The following is a 19,615-nucleotide window of genomic DNA, read 5'->3' on the forward strand; positions in this document are numbered from 1 at the left end:
AAATTGCTATGATTGGGCATAAGGTTGTTCCGTCCAGACGAGGCGGAATCGAAAACGTTCTTACCACACTTTGTCCGATGTTGGTTGAAATGGGGCACGAGGTGACCTGTTATAATCGTTCCTCTGATAAAGTGGAAAATGAATATGTGGGAACCGTTTCCAACAAGATGTATAAAGGCGTCAGAATCAAAAAAGCCTGGACGCTTGACGTTCGCGGTTTTGCTGCAATGATAGCATCTTTTACTGCAGCAATCTCCGCCTCCTTTTGCAAATATGATGTGATTCATTTTCATGCGGAAGGTCCCTGTGCGGCACTCTGGATTCCGAAGCTGTTCGGTAAAAAATGTGTTGCCACTGTTCACGGTCTTGATTGGCAGAGAGAAAAGTGGGGAAAAGGATTTGCATCCAAATATATCAAATTTGGCGAGAAGATGCTTGCAAAATACGCTGATGAGGTTATTGTGCTCAGTCAGGCTGCTTATGATTATTTCAAAGACACTTACAATCGGGAAACAACCATTATTCATAACGGAATCAGCCGTCCCGAAAAGAAAGCAGCCAATTTGATTACCGAAAAATACGGTTTGAAAAAAGACGGCTATATTTCCGTGGTTTGCCGATTGACTGCGGAAAAAGGAATTCACTATCTGATTGATGCATATAAACAGATTCAAACAGATAAAAAACTGGTGATTGCAGGAGATACCAGCGACACTGATGATTATGTGGCAATGCTCAAGGAAAAAGCGGCAGGAAATCCCAATATTATTTTTACGGGGTTTGTATCGGGCGATACCTTGGCTGAATTATATTCCAATGCCTATATTAATGTATTACCGTCGGATTTGGAAGGAATGTCTTTGTGCTTATTAGAATCTTTGGCATATCAGAATGTGCTTCTTTGTTCCGACATTCCGGAAAATACATCGGTTGCGGAAGATAAGGCAGTGTACTTTAAAAAAAGTAATGTTGATGATCTGGCAGAAAAACTGCAGATGTTGTGTAATGATAGCAAACTTGTTGAAAAGCTCCGCGAGGGAGTGGATGAATTTATTTTAAATAAGTACAGCTGGCAGGATGTGGCAAAGTTAACGTGTGAACTTTATAAAAAATAAAGGAAAAGGTTTTTTTGGTATGGATAAGAAAAAAACGATTGAGAAAACACAAAAATATCAGGAAAAGGTCAAAGAACTGATGAAAGAATCGGTATCCGATGAATTTTACGATTTGTGGGCAGATACCTTTGCCATAGAGACTGTGGATGAAAAGCAAATTGTGATTACATATAGCGGTACCGAAGATTTTAAAAAGTTTCAAAAAGAGTGCAAGAAACCCCTGACTTCCTGTGTGGAATCTGTGCTGGGAACAGGAAAAAAAGTGAAAATTGTGAAAAAGAACCGATATCATGCACTGAGCCCCAGAATCAAGAAAAATCTGAAAGCTGCAAAATTCTTTGCAATCGGTATGCTTTTTGTTTGTCTTGCTACTGCTGTTATCATTATTTTATGCAGTTATATTGGAAACAGGAATTTTAAAGAAACCTTTTATATGACAAGCAGTATCAAGGTGGATAGCCGTGTGCGTGTGATTCAGTTATCTGATTTGCATGGTTCTTCCTACGGAAAAGGGAATCAGAAGCTTTTGCATCGTGTGAAAGCGTTGGAGCCTGATATCATTATCTGCACGGGGGATATGGTTGATTCTGTTGAGGAAGATGAAGAGCTGATCGTGTCCTTAGCAAAGGAATTGTCTGAGATTGCACCTTCTTACTATGTGTACGGAAATAATGAAGTGGAAAATATTTACGATTTCCCGCTGAATGAAAAAGATCTGGATGAGAAATTTGGTTTCACTCAGGAAACCCGTGATGAAACAGCGCTTTTGCAGCTGGAGGATGCCTTTGAAGAAAAATTGGAAAATGCCGGCATCAAGGTATTAAAGAATGAGCAAGATACCGTCAGAGTGAATACAACAGATGTTGATATCTATGGCGTTTTGACCTCCAATCCTTCTTCTTTCTGGGCTTACACCGAACAATCTTTCGCAGATTATATTTACGAAAATCCCGAGCATCTTAAAATCACAGCAGTTCACGAACCCTTTATTTTTGAAGAGTTCGCGCCGGAATTCTGGGGAGATTTGATGTTGTGCGGTCATACCCACGGCGGAGTTGTGCGGGTTCCCATGCTCGGTTCGTTGTATACTCACGAGGGTGGATTTCTGCCGGAACGCAGCGGTGATTTTGTTTACGGAAGATATGCGGCTGCAGGCAACCCCTTAATCGTAAGCTCCGGACTTGAAAATTCAAATGTGTTCCGTATCAATAATCAGCCTGAATTGGTGATTATTGATATCAACAAATTTTAATGTGGGGAGGGAGATGGACTATGATTTCAGAATTACTGAAAAACTTGATTATTTTAATGGTTGGTTTGGTGTTTGTTTCCTCAATTATCATCATATTTTTCCGTTGGAAAAATGTAAATTACACAGAACGTAAGCAGATTTTTAAAAACGCAGAATATGTAAGTGTATGGATTATTCTGGTATGTTTGGTGACAACTATGCTGTATGGCGTTTCTAACCATTATGAGCTTCAGAAATCTGTTTCCGCTGTCGTATCGTTAAATTTTCCCGAAGCATCCCAGGCACTTAATTCCAATGGTACCAGATATAATATGGCAGAAATTATTAGCGATGAAGTGGTAGAAAAAGCTATTCAAAAAGGAGCTTTGGAAGATGTCACTGTGAAACAGTTGAAAAATTGTCTCTCGGTTTACCCTTGTATTCAGGGCGGCGTGGATGATGAGGCACAGTATCATATTTCCACTGAATTTGCGGTGGATTACCACGCTTCCAAAGATACAGCTCATCTTGATTCTTACAATGTGATTAATCTGGTTACTTCTGCATATAAGGAGTACTATATTGAAAAGTATACGGATAGCTTCAAACTTGACCCTGAAAAGCCGGATTTTTCCAAAATGGAATATATGGACATTGTTTCTTATCTGGATAAGGAAGCTCAGGCAGTTTTAAATTATATGTATGGAATGGCGCAAAAAAATAACAGTTTTGTGACTGCAAACGGAAGCACGTTTCATGCGATTGCCGGAAAAATACATCAGTTTAAAGAAACACAGATTAACGAGAATTTACGCTCTTTGATTCTGCAAAACGGTGTGGCAAGAGATCAAAGCGGTTATATTGACAGGCTTTCTTATCAAAACACCAATATTGATTTTGAACGCCAGAAAAATGACGCATCTTACAGAATCTGTAACGAAGCCGTTGATATGTACAGCGAAGAAATGACACGAGTTGTTTTGGTTCCTACCTGGGATCAGTCTGGCAAATATTATATGGGCAGAACCAAAGTAGGTGTGGATGAATTATCTGTTTTGGCAACACAGTTCAGTAACAGTCTGGCTGCCAATGAAAAGGCAATGATGGAAAATGATTTGATTATTTCTAAAATTGCCGGAAGCACTCAGGATGCTCAGGATGCAGCTTCAGCTGATGTGCTGATCGATTCTATATACGATAGCATCAAAGGGTTTGAGAAGGAAGCAATCAATGCAGGCAGAGAGTTTTCCAATTACAGCATGAATCAGTGTATTGCCGTGAATATTTTTGGTGCGTCTCTGATGAGTGAAGTAAAAGCTCTGATTGTATTTGCCGTTGTTGTTTATATCGTGCTTGTGGTTTATCGGATTTCCAAGAAATTCCCCAACAAGGTATAACGGAGGTTGACAATGAAAAATTTTCAGATTTTAAGATATTTAAAAAAGCTTTTGCCCATCATCGTTGTTGTTTGCTGTTTGGCAACCTACGGGGTATATTATAAGCTTTCTTCTTCCAATACATATATTGCTTCTGAGGTGATTCATTATAATGACCCGCAGGCAGAGCAAGGTCTTGCTCCTACGGGAGACAAGCTTGATGTCAATGAAATCAAATCCTCTGCAGTGATGTCTAAAGTAGTTGATAAACTGGGGCTTACCGGGGTTTATTCTGTTGACAGTTTTATCTCAAGAATTGATATTACTCCCATTGTGGATGCAGATAAGGTTGCCAGAAAAGATGCAAAGTTGGAAGAGGGCGAAGAATACATTTATGAGCCCAGCACTTTCATTGTTTCGTTTTCCGCAACCAGCGGGGAAGGTGCCGATTTTGCAAGAACGGTTCTGGATGAAATTTTGGATGTGTATTTTGAAGAATTCAGCCAGAAATATGTAAATGTTGCTCCGGCAAATAATACCATCGAAAGCCTGAATAAAAATGACTACGATTATATTGAAATGATGGAGCTGATCGATACCAGTATTGATGATACGCTTACCACGTTATATCAAAGAATCGAGCAGAATAATTATTACAGATCCACCGAAACCGGAGAATCGTTTACAGAGCTTGCAGCTGATTTTGATTATTTAAGACAGGTGAAGGTTTCTTCTTTGTTCTCAAGAATTTTCCAGTATCAGATTACGAAAAATAAGTCTGTGCTGGTTTCTGATTACACAACAAGGATCGACCGTAACAATATTTCCAATGCAGAGGATGAGAGCCTGGTGGAAGATGTTGTAACCGTTGTGGATGCTTATGTCAAAAAAATGCGCGATTCCGGCAACACCAACATTACTTATGAATATATTTTGGATAATCTCCACGAAAGAAATCTTCAGGATTATGTTGGGGACCAAACCGTAACTTATGATGAATTGGTTTACAGTTGGCGAGAACTCAATGAAAGTCAGGTCCATGATATTATTGATTCTGCATATTGTGACTATATCCTGGATACCTTTACAGCTTGTACCGGAAATTGCGGTGGAGCGTGCGAAACTTCGCATTTGACCTGTTCGGAACTTTCTGATGCACAGTATGCCGCTGTAAGACAGGAAGTTGAAACCGAAATTGATGCTTTGGTAGAAGAATTAAACAATCTTTACACGACCACCACGAAAACCAATAATGAGTATAATAAGTACCTCGGAGGAAGCTACATTTCTGTGTTATCCTCAGCTTCTGTAAGAGAAAGTGTAAACGTAACCCTTTACACCATCATTGCCTTTTTCTTCCTGATTGTGGTTGGTTGCGGCGGCTCCATTATTCTGGGAAGAATCGGAGATGTGATCAACTACTTCTTCTACACAGATCATCTTACCGAATTCGGTAACAGAGCATACCTTGATAAATACTTAAAATCAAAAGATAAAAAGCTTTTGGATGATGGTGTTGTGTATTGTATGCTTGATATCTCCAATTTGGTTTCTATTAATAATGAGTATTCCCGTGATGTGGGAGATGACATTATTAAAATGTTTACCGAATATATCAAAGAGGTTTTCGGAAAATCCAAGACCGAGTATATTTATAATGGCAATGGAAATTTTGTAATGTTGACAGAGGAAGCTGACTATATTACAGTGGAAGACATTATGCGTTTGTTCAGACTCAGATTGGATGAAAGAGATGAACACAAAAACGTTGTAATTGAATATAAAATTGGTATTTCTGAAACCTTCAAAGAAAACAAAACCGCAAGAAGACTGCTTTCAGAGGCAATTAAAAACAAGAAGGATTATATTTCCGATTTGAAAAAAGATAACAATTAATACGGAATCGGTGTAGCAGAAAGGAGGGCAGAAGACGTGGAAAACAGAATTTTAGACAAAGCGAAAACAATTTATTTTCTGGTTGTTGCAGTTATGATGCATTATTTTCTGAACGAATATATTGATGTTGGATTGCATGTTACATACCGCCACGCATTTGCCCTTGTTCTGTTTGCTTCTGCAACCTTGATGTTTTTACACAAACCGGATTTTGCCAGAGGGGCGACTGCCTTCAAAGGTGCTTGTGTTTATAGTCTTCCTTTGGCGGTTACCACGGTGGTATCATTATTTATCTGGTTTATGGGAACAGCAGATACCGGTGTTATTTCCAGAGGACTTTCCAGTTCCTTTATCTATACTAATATGTTATCTTTTGCCCTTGGCTCCGGTGCGTTGCTATATGTGTTCGGCAGCCGTGGTATCTGGTATAATCTGATTGCCATTATCGTCGCTAACTTGCTGATGATTCTAACTATTATTGCGCAAAACGGGCTGGCTACCTTCTTTTCCGAATTTGTTACCCTGTTGGTTACGTTTGCAGATGTTACAGGGGATGTTATTATTCAGGCGGAAATTCACGAACTTGCCTTCTGCTTAGGTGCATATCTGATTTATATGCTGTATAAACCGAAGAAAAACATTGCATTTTTTATTCTGCTGTTCTTAAATTTATTCTGTTTTTTAGCAGCGTTGAAGCGAATTGCAATGATTGCTATCGGGGTAGCGTTGCTGTTTGGTTATGTGCTAAAGTTTATTGCTCATTTCAACAAAAAAACGGCAATCAGACTGGTTATCTTCCTTTCTGTTTTGGTGGTTGTGCTGTTGTTAGGATATGTTGCTTTGATTAAGGCTGACGTATTTACTTTATTGGAACAGGCAGGCGTGAATACCAGCGGACGTGTTGAAATTTACCATGCGGTGGATGAGTTTTACGAATTTCACCCGGGATTTTTAGGAAACGGAATCGGTTTCCTGACTTATCAGCTCAATGAATTTATGACGGTGAATGTTGGTGCTGTTCATAACGATTTTTTGCAGCATTTCATTGATTTAGGCTTTTGGGGCTACATCATCTGGCTGGTATCTATGGTGGTAGTTCGGGTGTGCTATTTTGGCAGAAAAGGAAATGTTGAAAATGCGATTATCACATTTATGTTGTCGCTTTATCTGATGATTGTATCTTCCACGGATAATACGATGAATTATCCGCTTCTAACCGGAGTGCTGGCAATGCTGATGATGGGAAACAGTTTTGATGAGGATGCCCGGCATACCGAGATGAAGCTGTTTGGCTGTGTGACGGGTACAAAAAAAGAAAAGGAAAGGAATTCGCTGCTATGAAAATTCTGATGGTAAATAAATTTCTCTATTCCAGAGGCGGTTGTGAGAATTATATGTTGTATCTTGCAGAACATTTAACCAAACTGGGACATGAAATTGAATTTTTCGGAATGTACGACGAAAATAATACGGTAGGAAATTCCGTCGGTCTTTATACCCAAAATATGGACTTCCACTCGAAAGGTGTGGCAAGATTTTTATATCCTTTCAAAATCATTTATTCTTTTGAGGCAAAAAAGAAAATTATGCAGGTGATAGATGATTTTCAGCCGGATATCGTTCATATGAACAACATCAATTTCCAATTGACTCCCTCTATGATTTACGGCATCAAAAAGAAAGGCATTCCGGTTGTCCAAACTGTGCACGATTATCAGATGATTTGCCCGAATCACTTGCTGTATAATTTTGACAAAAATGAAATTTGCGAAAAATGTTTAAAAGGGGCCTATATGGGCTGCATCAAAAATAAATGTATCCATGATTCCCGGGTAAAGAGTATTATCGGAGCGATTGAAGCGAGATTGTATTCCCTTTTGGGAACGTATAAAAAGGTTGATTTGTATATCAGCCCCAGCTATTTTTTAGAGCAAAAACTGTTGTCTGCCAAGAAATTATACAAAGGCAAGACAAAAACAATTCATAATTTTATCAATAAAGAGCAATTTTCTTGTCAGGAAAGCAACTACGAAAATTATATTGCTTTTGCCGGAAGACTCTCCAAAGAAAAGGGGGTTGAACTTCTGGCAGAAACTGCAAAACTTCTTCCGGAATACACCTTTATGGTAGCGGGAGACGGCCCTGATAAGCATTTGCTGGAAAATATTGAAAATGTGAAGCTTGTAGGCTTTTTGAGCGGTCAAAAGCTGATTGATTTTATTGCAAAAGCCAAAGTCCTTGCAGTGCCGTCAATCTGGTATGAAAACTGTCCTCTTTCCATCCTGGAGGCGCAGTGTATGGGGGTTCCTGTAATCACCATGAATCACGGAGGAATGGCAGAGTTGATTGAAGATGGTGTTACCGGTATCCTTGTGAAGGAATCAACGCCCCAAGAATTTGCAGCAGGATTACAGCGTGCCTTGGCAAGCGATGAGTACTGTAACAGTTTAAGAGAAAACTGCAAGAACGCTAGAGAACAGATATTAAGCGTTGAAGAGTACGCTAAGATTCTGATGGAAGAATATAAAAAACTGATGAAGAGGTAATACCATGTCACAGCCGAAGGTAAGTATTATTGTTCCGGTATACAATGCAGAACAGTATTTAAAAAAGTGTATCAGTTCCCTTAGAAATCAAACACTTGAAGATATTGAAATCATTTTAGTGGATGATTCTTCCAGGGATGCTTCTTTAAAAATATGTAATCAAGCTGCTAATGAAGACCCTCGCATCCAAGTGATACATAAAGAGAACGAAGGGGCAGGAAAGGCCCGTAATACCGGTCTTGCGGTTGCAACCGGAAAGTATATCGGTTTTGTGGATTCCGATGATTATGTGGATGAGAAAATGTATCAGACGCTTTATGAAAAAGCGGAGGAATACGGTTCTGATCTTGTGATGTCCGGTGTGGTGTTTGTGGATGGTAATATGTTCAGCCAAGCCGGTGAAAGTGTCCGTAAAATTTATTTTGAGCGGGATACTCATTTCGAAACCGAAGATAATTTGAAGCGGTTGCGGATGGGAATTATCGGAGCAACTCCCGCAGATGCTGATGACAGCAGATACGGTATGGGTACCGTAAAAAATCTGTTTAAAAACGAAATTATCAAGAAAAACAACATTGTGTATCAATCCGAACGGGAGACTTTTTCGGAAGATGCAACCTTTATGGTGGATTATATAACCTGCATCAAAAAAGCAACCGGAATTCCGGAAGCCTTTTATCATTATTGCAGAAACGGAGAGTCTGTTTCAAAATCTTATCAGAAAGACAGATTTGAAAAATGTCTTGTCTTTGTGGATGAGATGGAAAAGAAATTCGCAAAGGATATTCTGCCTCAAACTTATCGGATTTATTTATACCGATTCTGGCAAGCGGTTTGCAGAGTGCTTTGTTCACAGGAGATTATGTATGCCCTGGATAATGGTGTGAAAACTTCTGATTTAAAAGAAAGACTGAAAGCCGTTTGTACACACGATAAAACAGTTCGTGCTTTGAAAGCGTATCCTATCGGCACCTTGCCTCTTGGGCAAAGAGTGTTTGCATATGCGATGAAATACAGAATGTATTTTCTGATGACGATGCTTGTAAAATTAAGAAGCAAATAGGTGATAAAAATGCTTTTTTCCGTAATTGTTCCCATTTACAAGGTGGAAAAATATTTGAATAGATGTATCGAGAGTGTACTCGGTCAGACGTGTGAGGATTTTGAATTGATTTTGGTGGATGACGGTTCTCCGGATAACTGTCCCGCGATTTGTGATGAATATGCCGCCGCAAATTCCAATGTAAAAGTGATTCATAAGAAAAATGGCGGACTTGTCAGTGCGCGTCAGGCAGGCGTGCAGGCTGCCACGGGTGAGTATGTTTTTAATCTTGACGGCGATGATGCACTGATACCAAATGCGTTGGAATGTGCAAAAGATATCATAGTAAAAACCAATGCCGATATGGTATGTTTTCCTCATCAGGAATATCGAAACGGCGCAACAAAAGCTATGCTTCAAGATATCGTTCCCGTTGGTTTTTATCCAAGAAAAGAGATGGAAAAATGTGTGTATCCGCATATTCTGTCTGATAAAAATATGCAGAATTTACCCTATTTTTTGTGTGGAAAAGCAATCAGACGCAGATTGATTACGCCCCATCAGCTGAATGTTACCAACAAAATTTCTTTGGGGGAAGATTTAAGCTGCTTGATTCCGTGTTATCTGGATGCGCAGTCGTTGTATATCGATGATACGCCTGTTTATCTTTATACCATTCGTGATGATTCTCTGACCACACATTTTACAACCAAACAGTTGACCGACTTAATTGAAGTGGTCAACGGACTTTATCGAATCAATCAAAAGAAGCCTATGGACTTTGATGAGCAACTTGCCCGTTACTCCTGCTTTATGTGTTTTGCGATTCTGGCGGCAGCGGCAGAGGGCGGACATTTCCAATATCTGAATGAAATCAAAGGGCTTATTTTAAATTCAGTAAACAAGGAACTGATCAAAAAAGCTCAGTTTGAAAGAATCACTCCCAAAACAAAAATCGGAGTGGCACTAATGAAAAAAGGACATATCAAAACGGTATTTTATTTTCTGTATTTGATAGGGCAAATGAAACGTATTTTAAGAAAGGGTGAGTGATATGAATACACCTGAAATTTCAATCATTATGAGCGTGTATAACGGCGAAACATATCTGGAGGAAGCAATCGAAAGTGTCAGAAACCAGACCTTTTTGAATTGGGAGTTAATTGTGATTAACGATTGCTCGCAGGATTCCACAGGGGAAATTCTGGCAGCACTTGCGGCAAAAGATGCAAGAATTAAAGTGCATCCGAACGAGGTGAATTTAAAGCTTCCTAAATCCTTAAATAAGGCGATTTCGCTCTCTTCGGGGAAATATATTGCCAGAATGGATGCGGATGATATCTGTCTTCCTGACCGTCTGGAAAAACAGTATCGGTTTATGGAAGAAAATCCTGGTGTGGCATTATCTTCCTGTCGGTTTATGACGATGAAAAACGGAGTGTTTACACCGGGTGGTGTAGGCGGTCGTTGCGATAATGAAGCAGTGCGTGCGTTGCTTTTGGTTGGAAATCCCATTCTGCATCCCGGTGTGATTGCCAGAGCAGAGGTTATGAAGCAACTAAACTATGACACAACCCTCACTTGTACCGAAGACCTTGAATTATGGACCAGGATGGCAATGGGCAATTTGAAGATGGAGATTCTTCCTGAGTTTTTGATGTTGTATCGTCTCCATGATAAGCAAATTACCAGCACTACCCTTGCAAGACAGCACACCGAAGTGCTGAAAATACAGGAAAAATACTACGGCACTTTGCTGGAAAAAATGGATGAAGCTACCCAGCAGTTTTATATCAGCAGTGTTTATTTTACGGAAACAGCTGATGTCGGAAAATTCTTAGCATATGCAAAATGGTTAAAACGTGTTAGTGCCAAACATTTTGATAAAAATTCCATCAGCTATGTTCTTTTGGAAACATTAGCAGAATACAAAAGATTCGGTGTAAAAAAATCGGATATCGTAAAGGCGATGCTTCGGTTTAACCCTTTCTTTTTGGCAAAAGAGCTGATGAGAAGAAAGAAAATGGCAAAAAAAGACATTGATAAGTGTCACAAAATTGCCGTAGACTTAGGCTTAAAACAAACGTCAGGGATTAAGGAGTTTCCTATTTTTGAGAAATAGAGGGCAGGAGGTTATTAAATGAAGTTTTTTGAATACCCCTATGTAATCATAACGATTCTTGCCATGTTTTTTGTTGTGATGGGATTGATTGGTTTATATTATACCATAAAATCAGTTAGAACGGCAAAAGGAACTGCAGAAAAAAGCTTTTGCGGGATTGGTAAAATGGAAAATGATTTTGATAAAGCAGGTACGATGCGCAAAAAACGTTCTGTCGTGTATATTTCGGTATCCCTTGACGGTATGAAAAGATTATATTCCGAATCAAAATCCGGAAGAATGTATGAGCAAATCAAGAAAATTTTATTTCAACATTTTTGTTTGGATGCAGGCGGTGAGATTTCTTGTTACGGGCAGGAAAATTTCGTTGCCATGAATCATTTGGAAGAAGGAGATTTAGCACAGTGTATCGACAAATGCTATGAAGAAATCAACGAAGCATTTGTGAAGTACGATGCAGTGAATGTGGTGCGGGTGAAATTTGGTTATCATATCACCGGTTCCACCGAGGTATCTTTTCAAACCGCTTTGACCAGAGCCAAACAGGCTTGCAGTATGGCAGAGGATCAAGACGTTTTGTATTGTCAGTGGGATGTTTCCAATGGTAAAGCATTTGAGCGGAAATTGAAAATTGAGAACAATATTCAAAACGAAATTGACGGCAATCGCTTTTTTCTGGAATATCAGCCTATTTTAGATGCAAAAACCAATCAGATTGTGGGCGCTGAAGTGCTGTCACGATTAAATTCTCCCACCGAGGGCGTTCTGACACCCCATCATTTTCTGTCGGCTGTCAACAATGTTGGGTTAAATGAAAAATTTGATTATTATATTTTTGAAAAAAACTGCAAGTGGATTGCCAGCGATAAAGAAAATCGCATGAAATATGTATATACCATCAATTTTTCCCGTTCCACTCTTTGCGATAAGAGTCTGGCGGATAATATGATTCATATGATGGAGCAATATGGAATCGACTGTTCATGTATTGCGGTTGAAATTCTGGAAGATAAGGACTTAAACGTTGAGCAAAAAGCAGCTATGACAGCTAATTTAATTCAGCTGAAAGAAAAAGGCGTTCTGATTTTCTTAGACGATTTCGGCAAAGGTTATGCAGGTTTTGGCGATTTAACAGAATTTGATATCAGTATTGTAAAAATCGATAAGTCGATTACCCAAAACTCAACAACAGAAACCGGTTTTTTAATTCTGAAAAATATTATCAAAACCGCACACGACTTAGGGTTTCAGACGTTATGTGAAGGGATTGAAACAGAAGAACACAAAAACACGGTAGTAAGTGCCGGATGTGATATGATGCAGGGATATTATTTTTATCGTCCCATGCCTGTTACACAATTAGAAAAATTATTTGAAAAGCAGTAAGGTGATTTTATGTTATCTGTGATTATTCCTGCGTATAATGAAGAAAAATGCATCAAAGAAGCATATCATACCATACATACGTTGTGCAGTGAAAATAAGATTGAAAGCGAATTTATTTTTGTGGATGATGGTTCTCAGGATGAAACCTATCAAATGATAGCAGAACTTTCCAAAGAATATGATCATATCACAGGCTTGCATTTTTCCAGAAACTTCGGAAAAGAGGCTGCTATTTCTGCCGGGCTGGCTGAGGTGAATGGTGACTGTGCAGTGGTGATTGACTGTGACCTGCAGCACCCTCCGGAAAAGATTATTGAAATGTATCGCTTGTGGGAACAGGGATACGAGGTCATTGAAGGAATCAAAAAAGAACGTGGTCAGGAAAAGAAAATGTATAGCCTCGGTGCCAAGATTTTTTATTCCGCTATCAGCCGTATGGCAGGTTTTGATATGTCTAATTCCTCAGATTTTAAGTTGTTGGACAGAAAAGTTGTAGATGTGCTGAATAAAATGCCGGAAAGAGGCTTTTTTCGTGCTATTTCTTATTGGGTTGGTTATCGCACCACGACCGTTGAGTACGACGTAAAGCAACGTACAAAAGGGGAATCCAAATGGTCAACAAGAGGACTGTTCAAGTATGCTCTTTCCAATATTTCGTCCTATACAACAGCGCCGATGCAAATCGTAACCGCATTGGGAATCATTATGCTGATTATTTCTGTGATTTTCGGTGTATGGGCGTTGATTGATAAAATTGTGGGAAGAGCTTTGGAAGGGATGACAACCGTTATCATTATCACGATTTTTATTGGTAGTATTATTATGATAAGTCTGGGAATTATCGGATATTATATTGCACGTATTTATGAAGAAATTAAAGGTAGACCCAAATATATTGTTTCCACTATCACAAAGAGTGAGAAGCACTAATCATACCATTTGATTTTTCATATAGTTACAAAAAAGGAGAACATTTATGCCAAGTACAGCAAAACGAATTCTTGCAAGCATCAATTACTGGAGAACATTTCCTGTTTATCTTTGCGCATTATGCTCCAAACATAAGCATTTAATTTTGAAAGATGTGGCAAGATGGAATCAGATTCATCAATATAAAATGGGTTTTTTTGAATCGCTTAACTGGTATATGACATATAACAAAGAATTTCGAAACCTGATTTTGCATCGTATGAAAAACCCCACTCGTTCTTTGGGAGCCATGATACAGTTTGTGATTGCACGGATTTTTTGGAAACCGATGGAAAGCCTGTATATATACACAGAAGATATCGGTGGAGGTTTTTATATTCAGCACGGATTTTCCACAATTATCACCGCTAAAAAAATCGGAGAAAACTGTCGAGTATATCAGCAGGTGACTATCGGCTACCGAAACGGAGAGAATCCTCCTGTTTTAGAAGATAACGTTTCTGTAACTTGCGGTGCAAAGGTTTTAGGTGATATTACCATGCATACCGGAAGCTTAGCGGCAGCAGGTGCCGTGGTGGTGAAAGACGTTCCGGAAAATGCAATTGTTGCAGGTGTTCCTGCCAAGATAATCGGATATAAAGATGAAAATAACCTCGATTTTCAGGGCTAACCAAAGTCTTAGATGAACGAGGTGCACAAATCATCAAGGTAGAAAAGGATCGCTGAGCACAGCTATCCTTTTTTATTGTGAATACAATAAGGTTCCGGGGCACCCGACCACAATCTTTGATTGCGTCATCGAGTCGGGTTCTTATTGGTATGATACTGTTCTGATTCGTTTTTTTTACGGTAGGATGTCCTCAAATTCTACTTGAAAAGCATTTGAATTTGTGTTACAATGATATTGATTCTTTTTTGGAGGCTGCTGTATGAAAAAGTTATTTTTATTGTTTCTTAGTGTAATATTGTTGGTTAACCTGGTAGGATGCGGAGGCGCTCCCGAAACTGCAACACAACCGTTTGCGACAGAAGCTCCCGCTTATACTTATTCGGAAGACCCTTTAACCAATCTTCAAAATATGCTCAACAGTGGCGATAAGTTGTTTGGTGTTGCCTTTTTGGGGAAATCTGAAGTGGCACTGGAATCTGTGCAGGAGAATGTGAAACAACAAGATTTTATAGGACAGATTCCCTATGTGGCTGATATCACAAAAATTGCAGAAAATGAGGGGAACCAGCTGTTTTGTATTATTCCCACAGATGAAACGGTTACTGTTACGGTGTATCAATTTGGGCTCAATGAAGCCAATCTTCCGGAAATTGGAGAAGAACTGATTTCTTCCAAGGAGCCGTTTTTAGTCAGAGGCAATGTGGATATGTATATTCCCAATTTGTATGTGATTGCTGAACAGGGTAATCGCAGGGTGGAATATCCTTTGGTTCGTTCCGGGATAGAAGGTAGACTGGAAAATCTGGATAATGCGATGTTTGATTTCACTCCTTACAACTTGTTGCCGGAATTTCATAACCTTGCTACTGAAGAAAAGCCGCTTTGTGCAAGTTGGTTAGGGGATATCCGGGATGACAATGACGTGGAATTTGCCTTGCTTTTATATATACACGAAAGCGGAGAAGTTCGTTTTGCGTACGGCAATTCCGAAACGGAAATGCAGGAGCTTTTTGTCGGCACCTGGGAAATTGACGGAAATCTCTTAAAACTTCGTATGAAAGGCGGTAAGCCGGGAATCGGAGAAGAAGTGTATGAAAAAAATATTGATTTTGAATGGGGAATGTCTGCCGGTGTAATTAGACTTCAACACGTGGGTGGTGATCTGTTGATGCCGGGTACCAAAGGAGAAACCTTTGAATTTTGGGTTAATGACTAATAAACTAAAAATCCTGCCTTTTGGTGGGATTTTTTCATTGAAAAACATTTTTTTGGATTAAAAGATATTTTTCGATAATACTTGCTTTTTTTTGTAACTTGTGATATAATCAATATAATTATAAATAAGTAAACAGAGGGAAGGGAAATAGTTTATGGCAATCAAATACGGCAAGAAAAAACGAAGCCAGCATACGTTACTGTGTTCGTTGGTAACGGCTGTTTTGTTATGCGTAGTATTTTTCTCTGTTGTTGGCTATTTCTATCAGGCGGCAGAAGAGGAGTCTTATGAAACATTGCATGTTCAGACCAAGCAAATCAAAGATGATTTGGCTCTGCAGTTAAAATCTGATCAAGAAAACCTTTATACGATGGCAAACTTCGCGGCTAAGCTTTATGCGGACGGGGAAAGCTATGATATATTATTTGCATCCTTTAAGCCGATTGGTTTATTTTCCAACATTGGGATTTTGCGTCCGGATAACACCTTTACCACCAAAATCGGAACGATGGATTTAACTGGGAAAATTTCTTTCCGGTTAGAATCCGAAAAAGGTGCTTATATTACCGGAAGAATTGAGGATTTAACCGGCGGACGTAATGAGATTATCCGTTCCGCTGTTCCGATTCGTGTGAATGATGAAACGGTTGGAATTTTATATGGGGTAATCCGTCCTGAGGATATCAATGCTCGCTATAGAGGTATGGCAGAAGAGTTGAATGCTCAGCTGTTTGTATATGATAAGGGGAACGGAAACCTTGTAATTGATACGGTAAGTGATGAACCTGCCAACATTGCTTTCTTAAAAGACAGAGAGTATACCCGTGGTAATTCTTATGAAAAATTGGTGAGAGAGGAAAAAGGGTATTCCAGTTTCCGTTCTGCTATCACAGGAGAAGAATTGTACCTGCATTATTCTATGGTGGAAGGAACCGATTGGGGAATCATTCTCGGTCGTTATGAGTCTCAGGTGTTTGCCAAAACTCATCGGATTTCCGGAATGCTGTTTGTTTCTTTCATGGCAATTATCGGAATTATTGCATGCTTTTTGCTGTATTTGATGACCAATGAAAGACGAAAAAGTCTGGCGGCGAGACATGCATCCAATATCAGACGTCTTTTGCTTGAAATCAATCAGCAGCAGGGAAATATTTCGGAAGCACTAAAGAATGTGATGGATGTTTCCGATTCCCGTTCCTCTTTCTTTGTGGATACCGATGGGGAAGACTATCATTCCATCCAACCGGAACTGATGCATACCATTCTTTCTAAGGAAAATAAACGCTTTCTTGTTACAGAGTTGTTCAGTTATGCGGCAGATTTCCATGCGGTAAACAAAAAAACGGTTGGTTTTTTGAGTGTACGTCCCAACAGACATCTTAACAATACCAATCCGAAACTGTATCAGTTCATGCGGGAAAAACATTTTCGAAGCATTTCCTTTGCAACGGTAACCGATAAAAATAATCACGTCAGCATTTTAGGTGTTATCAATTCTGCAAAGCAGCGGTTTGCAAGAACTATTTTAGAGGATGTTGCAGTTTGTTTCTCTATTGCGATATACAATAAAAAGCATTTGAACAAAACGGAAACTGCTGCGATTACAGATTCTTTAACCGGAGTATGGAACCGAGTGGCGTATAAAAAAGATATTCTTCAGTTTAATGAAGAAATGCTGGAAGATTTCTCTTGTGTTTATGTTGATGTGAATGAGCTTCATATGCGCAACAATAAGTACGGTCATGCTGCAGGGGATGAGATGCTTGTATACATCGCAAACACCCTAAAAGAAATTTTCTTTGGTCAGTATGTGTACCGTATGGGTGGAGATGAATTTCTGGTATTTTCTCAGGGAATCTCTCAGCAATCTCTTGATAGCTTGATTCAGAGTTTGATTGAACGACTTAAAATCAAAGATTATCGTGTTGCAATCGGCACTTCTTTCCGTAGTCGGAATGCTGATTGTGAAGAACTGGTTCAGGAAGCAGAAATCCGTATGTATGAAGCAAAGGCTGCTTATTATCAGTCTAAGGAAACGATTAGTGTAGCGAAACAAGAGGACGAAAGCTATATTCAGATGAAAACCGGTATTTTGGAAATTGATACCCTGATTTCCGTGCTGAAAGAACATTATAACGGTGTATATCGTGTTTCTTTGAAAACAGACCATGCACAACGTATTCTGATGCCTTCTTACTTTGATTACAACGAACAGGAAGAGCATTTTTCGCAGTTGTTATCCAAGTATATTGCAGAGGTGGTACACCCGGATTTTCATCGTCCTGTAACCACTTTCTTAAATTATGATGCTATTCGTCACCAATTGTCTGCAGGGGAAGTTCCCAGCATTACATATAAGAAGATGAACGGTGACTCTGTAAATTTAAGAGTATATAATTTGCAAGAATCTTTCAATTATGTGGAAGAAACACTTTGGGTGTTTGCAAAAGTATAATAAATGGTTGACAAAACCGTTTTTTGGTGATATAATGTAGTGTAATATAATATGTTTGGCAAAATCGGCGAAAGCCGATGACGCAAAGCCCAAGAGGCTACGGTTTTTTTGAAACTATGCCAGTCTAGCTGCAGTAATAAGGGAGCATCTTTTTAAGATGCTTCCTGTTATTGCAGTTTTTATTTTTATATAAAAGAATTATGTTAAGTGGAAACAGGAGGGTCTAAAACTCATGGATGGTATATGGATTAGCATACATTTGGCAATTATTTTCATTTTAATTGTCATAATCGTTCTCTTAATGATTCGTTTGAGAAAAATCCGTCGGGAGAACATTACCGGCAAATTTAAGGATGAGGATACCGGAATCGGAAATTTAAAATATTTTCAGTACCACTTTCACTATACATTAGGTGATATTGCCCGGAATCGCTATTATGTTTCCTACATAGTTTTAGATACCAGTTATCTGGAAACATATTATAAACAGACGTCTTTTGAAGGATTATTAAAATACACGGCAGATGTGTTGAATAAGCGCGTGGAAGAAGACGAATTTGTTGCCAGAATTACCGAGAGCGGTTTTGCACTTGCGATCCGTTGCACGGATGATCAAGCAGCAGAAAAACGTTTTAGAGAAATTTTGGAAGAATTAAACGATTTTGAACAAACTCGCGGCAATCACAAAAAAATGGTGTTCCATGGAGCTTACTATCATTTGCAGAATTCTGATAAAAACTGCGAAGTGCTCTTATTCACCCTTCGTGAAAATTGTAATCGGATTTGTGGAACAGATCAACTGCTGGAGACTTGTGATATTCATTCCATCAATAAAATTCGGGAGGAAAAGAAAGCTACCGAGGATATCTTAAGAGGATTTAGAAACCAAGAATTTCAGATGTATTTGCAGTTTTGCGTGGATAATAAGACCAAAGAAATTGTTTCTGCAGAAGCTCTTTCCCGGTGGATGCATCCTGAAAAAGGTTTGATTCTTCCCGGAAAATATATTGGTAATATGGAACGCTCAAACTTAATCAGTCAGCATGATTTTTATATGTTTGAGCTCGTCTGTCGTCAGTTAGCGGCTTGGCACAATACGGAATTCTCTCAGTTGGCAATCTCCTGTAACTTCACCCGAATTACCCTATCAGAAGAAAATTTCGTGGATAAACTTCGTGAAATTTCTGATCGATATGAGTTTGATAGAAGTTGTCTTGCTATAGAAATTACTGAGGATGCTATGGAGAAAAATCTCGCCGTGGCAACCAGAAATGTGCAAAAATGTAAGGAACTTGGTTTTATCATTTATTTGGATGATATGGGAAGTGGTTACACCACTTTGGCAAACCTCTGTGATTATCCCATTGATGTGGTGAAAATCGACCGCAGTATCTTATTGAAAACCGATACCAAGCGAGGGAAAGAATTATTCTCCGGTATTATGGCTCTTGCGCATAACTTAACCATTTTAGTCATTGGTGAAGGAGTAGAAACCAAAGAGCAGGAAGAATGGATTTCTTCCACGGATTGTGATTTTGTGCAAGGCTGGTATTATTCCAAACCGTTACCGTCAGAGAATGCAGAAGATTTTTTAAGAGCGTATCAAAGCGAAAAGCTTTCATAAAATACT

Annotated in this window: 15 protein-coding genes and 1 riboswitch; all 15 genes read left to right on the forward strand. The window is 39.0% G+C overall.

All coding sequences use genetic code 11. The annotated features are described in order from the left end of the window. Positions 1–8: 8 nt before the first annotated feature. The 15 genes from E7413_04285 (at position 9) to E7413_04355 (ending at position 19,609) form a co-directional block, all read left to right on the forward strand. Positions 9–1,115, forward strand: a complete 1,107-nt coding sequence (locus tag E7413_04285; GenBank protein MBE7019077.1) for a glycosyltransferase family 4 protein — start codon at positions 9–11, stop codon at positions 1,113–1,115. Between the two features lie 19 nt (positions 1,116–1,134). Next, a complete protein-coding gene (locus E7413_04290; protein MBE7019078.1) occupies positions 1,135–2,367 on the forward strand; it encodes a hypothetical protein in 1,233 nt (410 codons plus the stop codon). Positions 2,368–2,387: 20 nt separating this feature from the next. Continuing rightward, entirely contained in the window at positions 2,388–3,743 is a 1,356-nt protein-coding gene (locus E7413_04295; protein MBE7019079.1) for a hypothetical protein, read from the forward strand. A gap of 12 nt (positions 3,744–3,755) precedes the next feature. Continuing rightward, entirely contained in the window at positions 3,756–5,618 is a 1,863-nt protein-coding gene (locus E7413_04300; protein ID MBE7019080.1) for a diguanylate cyclase, read from the forward strand. Between the two features lie 36 nt (positions 5,619–5,654). Next, complete coding sequence (locus E7413_04305) at positions 5,655–6,959, forward strand: O-antigen ligase family protein (protein MBE7019081.1); 1,305 nt, start codon at positions 5,655–5,657, stop codon at positions 6,957–6,959. Further along, complete coding sequence (locus E7413_04310) at positions 6,956–8,164, forward strand: glycosyltransferase (GenBank protein ID MBE7019082.1); 1,209 nt, start codon at positions 6,956–6,958, stop codon at positions 8,162–8,164. Before E7413_04305 ends, E7413_04310 begins: the two co-directional genes overlap by 4 nt. A 4-nt stretch (positions 8,165–8,168) precedes the next feature. Next, positions 8,169–9,227: a glycosyltransferase gene (locus E7413_04315; protein MBE7019083.1), complete on the forward strand. Its 1,059-nt coding sequence runs from the start codon at positions 8,169–8,171 to the stop codon at positions 9,225–9,227. Positions 9,228–9,236: 9 nt separating this feature from the next. Beyond that, complete coding sequence (locus E7413_04320; protein MBE7019084.1) at positions 9,237–10,259, forward strand: glycosyltransferase family 2 protein; 1,023 nt, start codon at positions 9,237–9,239, stop codon at positions 10,257–10,259. Between the two features lies 1 nt (position 10,260). Further along, complete coding sequence (locus E7413_04325; protein ID MBE7019085.1) at positions 10,261–11,328, forward strand: glycosyltransferase family 2 protein; 1,068 nt, start codon at positions 10,261–10,263, stop codon at positions 11,326–11,328. Between the two features lie 18 nt (positions 11,329–11,346). Further along, positions 11,347–12,714 carry an EAL domain-containing protein gene (locus E7413_04330; protein ID MBE7019086.1) on the forward strand — a complete coding sequence of 456 codons (1,368 nt, stop codon included), beginning with the start codon at positions 11,347–11,349 and terminating at the stop codon, positions 12,712–12,714. Between the two features lie 9 nt (positions 12,715–12,723). Next, the gene (locus tag E7413_04335; GenBank protein ID MBE7019087.1) at positions 12,724–13,644 is read left to right on the forward strand and encodes a glycosyltransferase family 2 protein; all 921 of its coding nucleotides are present in this window, start codon (positions 12,724–12,726) and stop codon (positions 13,642–13,644) included. Between the two features lie 187 nt (positions 13,645–13,831). Beyond that, positions 13,832–14,314: a serine acetyltransferase gene (locus tag E7413_04340; protein MBE7019088.1), complete on the forward strand. Its 483-nt coding sequence runs from the start codon at positions 13,832–13,834 to the stop codon at positions 14,312–14,314. A gap of 259 nt (positions 14,315–14,573) precedes the next feature. After that, positions 14,574–15,530, forward strand: coding sequence for a hypothetical protein (locus E7413_04345; protein ID MBE7019089.1), 957 nt, complete (start codon positions 14,574–14,576; stop codon positions 15,528–15,530). A 154-nt stretch (positions 15,531–15,684) separates the two neighbouring features. Continuing rightward, positions 15,685–17,985, forward strand: a complete 2,301-nt coding sequence (locus E7413_04350; protein ID MBE7019090.1) for a GGDEF domain-containing protein — start codon at positions 15,685–15,687, stop codon at positions 17,983–17,985. Positions 17,986–18,032: 47 nt separating this feature from the next. Beyond that, positions 18,033–18,121, forward strand: a riboswitch (cyclic di-GMP riboswitch). Between the two features lie 96 nt (positions 18,122–18,217). Further along, positions 18,218–19,609, forward strand: a complete 1,392-nt coding sequence (locus E7413_04355) for a GGDEF domain-containing protein (protein MBE7019091.1) — start codon at positions 18,218–18,220, stop codon at positions 19,607–19,609. The last annotated feature ends 6 nt before the right edge of the window (positions 19,610–19,615 follow it).

The sequence above is a fragment of the Oscillospiraceae bacterium genome (assembly GCA_015068645.1).
Taxonomy (GTDB): domain Bacteria; phylum Bacillota; class Clostridia; order UMGS1840; family UMGS1840; genus SIG452.

Coding starts and splice junctions, on each gene's coding strand:
- E7413_04325 (MBE7019085.1), top strand. CDS start 10,261: ATGAATACACCTGAAATTTCAATCATTATGAGCGTGTATAACGGCGAA.
- E7413_04310 (MBE7019082.1), top strand. CDS start 6,956: ATGAAAATTCTGATGGTAAATAAATTTCTCTATTCCAGAGGCGGTTGT.
- E7413_04300 (MBE7019080.1), top strand. CDS start 3,756: ATGAAAAATTTTCAGATTTTAAGATATTTAAAAAAGCTTTTGCCCATC.
- E7413_04285 (MBE7019077.1), top strand. CDS start 9: ATGATTGGGCATAAGGTTGTTCCGTCCAGACGAGGCGGAATCGAAAAC.
- E7413_04295 (MBE7019079.1), top strand. CDS start 2,388: ATGATTTCAGAATTACTGAAAAACTTGATTATTTTAATGGTTGGTTTG.
- E7413_04320 (MBE7019084.1), top strand. CDS start 9,237: ATGCTTTTTTCCGTAATTGTTCCCATTTACAAGGTGGAAAAATATTTG.
- E7413_04315 (MBE7019083.1), top strand. CDS start 8,169: ATGTCACAGCCGAAGGTAAGTATTATTGTTCCGGTATACAATGCAGAA.
- E7413_04345 (MBE7019089.1), top strand. CDS start 14,574: ATGAAAAAGTTATTTTTATTGTTTCTTAGTGTAATATTGTTGGTTAAC.
- E7413_04350 (MBE7019090.1), top strand. CDS start 15,685: ATGGCAATCAAATACGGCAAGAAAAAACGAAGCCAGCATACGTTACTG.
- E7413_04335 (MBE7019087.1), top strand. CDS start 12,724: ATGTTATCTGTGATTATTCCTGCGTATAATGAAGAAAAATGCATCAAA.
- E7413_04290 (MBE7019078.1), top strand. CDS start 1,135: ATGGATAAGAAAAAAACGATTGAGAAAACACAAAAATATCAGGAAAAG.
- E7413_04340 (MBE7019088.1), top strand. CDS start 13,832: ATGGGTTTTTTTGAATCGCTTAACTGGTATATGACATATAACAAAGAA.
- E7413_04330 (MBE7019086.1), top strand. CDS start 11,347: ATGAAGTTTTTTGAATACCCCTATGTAATCATAACGATTCTTGCCATG.
- E7413_04355 (MBE7019091.1), top strand. CDS start 18,218: ATGGATGGTATATGGATTAGCATACATTTGGCAATTATTTTCATTTTA.